Annotated in this window: 1 rRNA gene; it reads left to right on the top strand. The window is 56.8% G+C overall.

The annotated features are described in order from the left end of the window. A 23S ribosomal RNA gene (locus ACFQ7C_RS20250) occupies positions 1 to 2737 on the top strand; the annotation flags it as partial.

Here is a 2737-nt window from a genome sequence, read left to right as displayed (position 1 = left end):
GAATGGGGAAACCCGGCAGTCGTCATGGGCTGTCACCCGCTGCTGAACACATAGGCAGTGTGGAGGGAACGAGGGGAAGTGAAACATCTCAGTACCCTCAGGAAGAGAAAACAACCGTGATTCCGGGAGTAGTGGCGAGCGAAACTGGATGAGGCCAAACCGTATGCGTGTGATACCCGGCAGGGGTTGCGCATGCGGGGTTGTGGGATCTCTCTTTCACGGTCTGCCGGCCGTGAGACGAGTCAGAAACCGTTGATGTAGGCGAAGGACATGCGAAAGGTCCGGCGTAGAGGGTAAGACCCCCGTAGTCGAAACATCAGCGGCTCGTTTGAGAGACACCCAAGTAGCACGGGGCCCGAGAAATCCCGTGTGAATCTGGCGGGACCACCCGCTAAGCCTAAATATTCCCTGGTGACCGATAGCGGATAGTACCGTGAGGGAATGGTGAAAAGTACCGCGGGAGCGGAGTGAAATAGTACCTGAAACCGTGTGCCTACAAGCCGTGGGAGCGTCGCGCATCGAGCTTGCTCGGTGCGTCGTGACTGCGTGCCTTTTGAAGAATGAGCCTGCGAGTTAGCGGTGTGTAGCGAGGTTAACCCGTGTGGGGAAGCCGTAGCGAAAGCGAGTCCGAATAGGGCGATTGAGTTGCACGCTCTAGACCCGAAGCGGAGTGATCTAGCCATGGGCAGGTTGAAGCGGAGGTAAGACTTCGTGGAGGACCGAACCCACCAGGGTTGAAAACCTGGGGGATGACCTGTGGTTAGGGGTGAAAGGCCAATCAAACTCCGTGATAGCTGGTTCTCCCCGAAATGCATTTAGGTGCAGCGTCGTGTGTTTCTTGCCGGAGGTAGAGCACTGGATAGGCGATGGGCCCTACCGGGTTACTGACCTTAGCCAAACTCCGAATGCCGGTAAGTGAGAGCGCGGCAGTGAGACTGTGGGGGATAAGCTCCATGGTCGAGAGGGAAACAGCCCAGAGCATCGACTAAGGCCCCTAAGCGTACGCTAAGTGGGAAAGGATGTGGAGTCGCAGAGACAACCAGGAGGTTGGCTTAGAAGCAGCCACCCTTGAAAGAGTGCGTAATAGCTCACTGGTCAAGTGATTCCGCGCCGACAATGTAGCGGGGCTCAAGCGTACCGCCGAAGTCGTGTCATTGCGATATTGACCCCCAACGGGGATCGTGATGGGTAGGGGAGCGTCGTGTGCCGGGTGAAGCAGCCGCGGAAGCGAGTTGTGGACGGTTCACGAGTGAGAATGCAGGCATGAGTAGCGATACACACGTGGGAAACGTGTGCGCCGATTGACTAAGGGTTCCTGGGTCAAGCTGATCTGCCCAGGGTAAGTCGGGACCTAAGGCGAGGCCGACAGGCGTAGTCGATGGACAACCGGTTGATATTCCGGTACCCGCTTTGAAACGCCCAATACTGAATCAGGCGATGCTAAGTCCGTGAAGCCGGCCCGATCTCTTCGGAGTTGAGGGTAGTGGTGGAGCCGACGAACCAGACTTGTAGTAGGTGAGCGATGGGGTGACGCAGGAAGGTAGTCCAGCCCGGGCGGTGGTTGTCCCGGGGTAAGGGTGTAGGCCGTGCGGTAGGTAAATCCGTCGCACATGAGGCTGAGACCTGATGCCGAGCCGATTGTGGTGAAGTGGATGATCCTATGCTGTCGAGAAAAGCCTCTAGCGAGTTTCATGGCGGCCCGTACCCTAAACCGACTCAGGTGGTCAGGTAGAGAATACCGAGGCGTTCGGGTGAACTATGGTTAAGGAACTCGGCAAAATGCCCCCGTAACTTCGGGAGAAGGGGGGCCATCACTGGTGATCGGATTTACTCCGTGAGCTGGGGGTGGCCGCAGAGACCAGCGAGAAGCGACTGTTTACTAAAAACACAGGTCCGTGCGAAGCCGTAAGGCGATGTATACGGACTGACGCCTGCCCGGTGCTGGAACGTTAAGGGGACCGGTTAGTCACTTTTCGGTGTGGCGAAGCTGAGAACTTAAGCGCCAGTAAACGGCGGTGGTAACTATAACCATCCTAAGGTAGCGAAATTCCTTGTCGGGTAAGTTCCGACCTGCACGAATGGCGTAACGACTTCTCGACTGTCTCAACCATAGGCCCGGTGAAATTGCACTACGAGTAAAGATGCTCGTTTCGCGCAGCAGGACGGAAAGACCCCGGGACCTTTACTACAGTTTGATATTGGTGTTCGGTTCGGCTTGTGTAGGATAGGTGGGAGACTTTGAAGCGGGGACGCCAGTGCTGGTGGAGTCGTCGTTGAAATACCACTCTGGTCGTGCTGGATGTCTAACCTGGGTCCGTGATCCGGATCAGGGACAGTGTCTGATGGGTAGTTTAACTGGGGCGGTTGCCTCCTAAAGAGTAACGGAGGCGCCCAAAGGTTCCCTCAGCCTGGTTGGCAATCAGGTGTTGAGTGTAAGTGCACAAGGGAGCTTGACTGTGAGACCGACGGGTCGAGCAGGGACGAAAGTCGGGACTAGTGATCCGGCGGTGGCTTGTGGAAGCGCCGTCGCTCAACGGATAAAAGGTACCCCGGGGATAACAGGCTGATCTTCCCCAAGAGTCCATATCGACGGGATGGTTTGGCACCTCGATGTCGGCTCGTCGCATCCTGGGGCTGGAGTCGGTCCCAAGGGTTGGGCTGTTCGCCCATTAAAGCGGTACGCGAGCTGGGTTTAGAACGTCGTGAGACAGTTCGGTCCCTATCCGCTGTGCGCGTA

Origin of the sequence: Microbacterium sp. NPDC056569 (assembly GCF_042793475.1) — a bacterium.
Lineage (GTDB): Bacteria > Actinomycetota > Actinomycetes > Actinomycetales > Microbacteriaceae > Microbacterium.
This window is presented reverse-complemented; position numbering and strand designations above follow the sequence as displayed.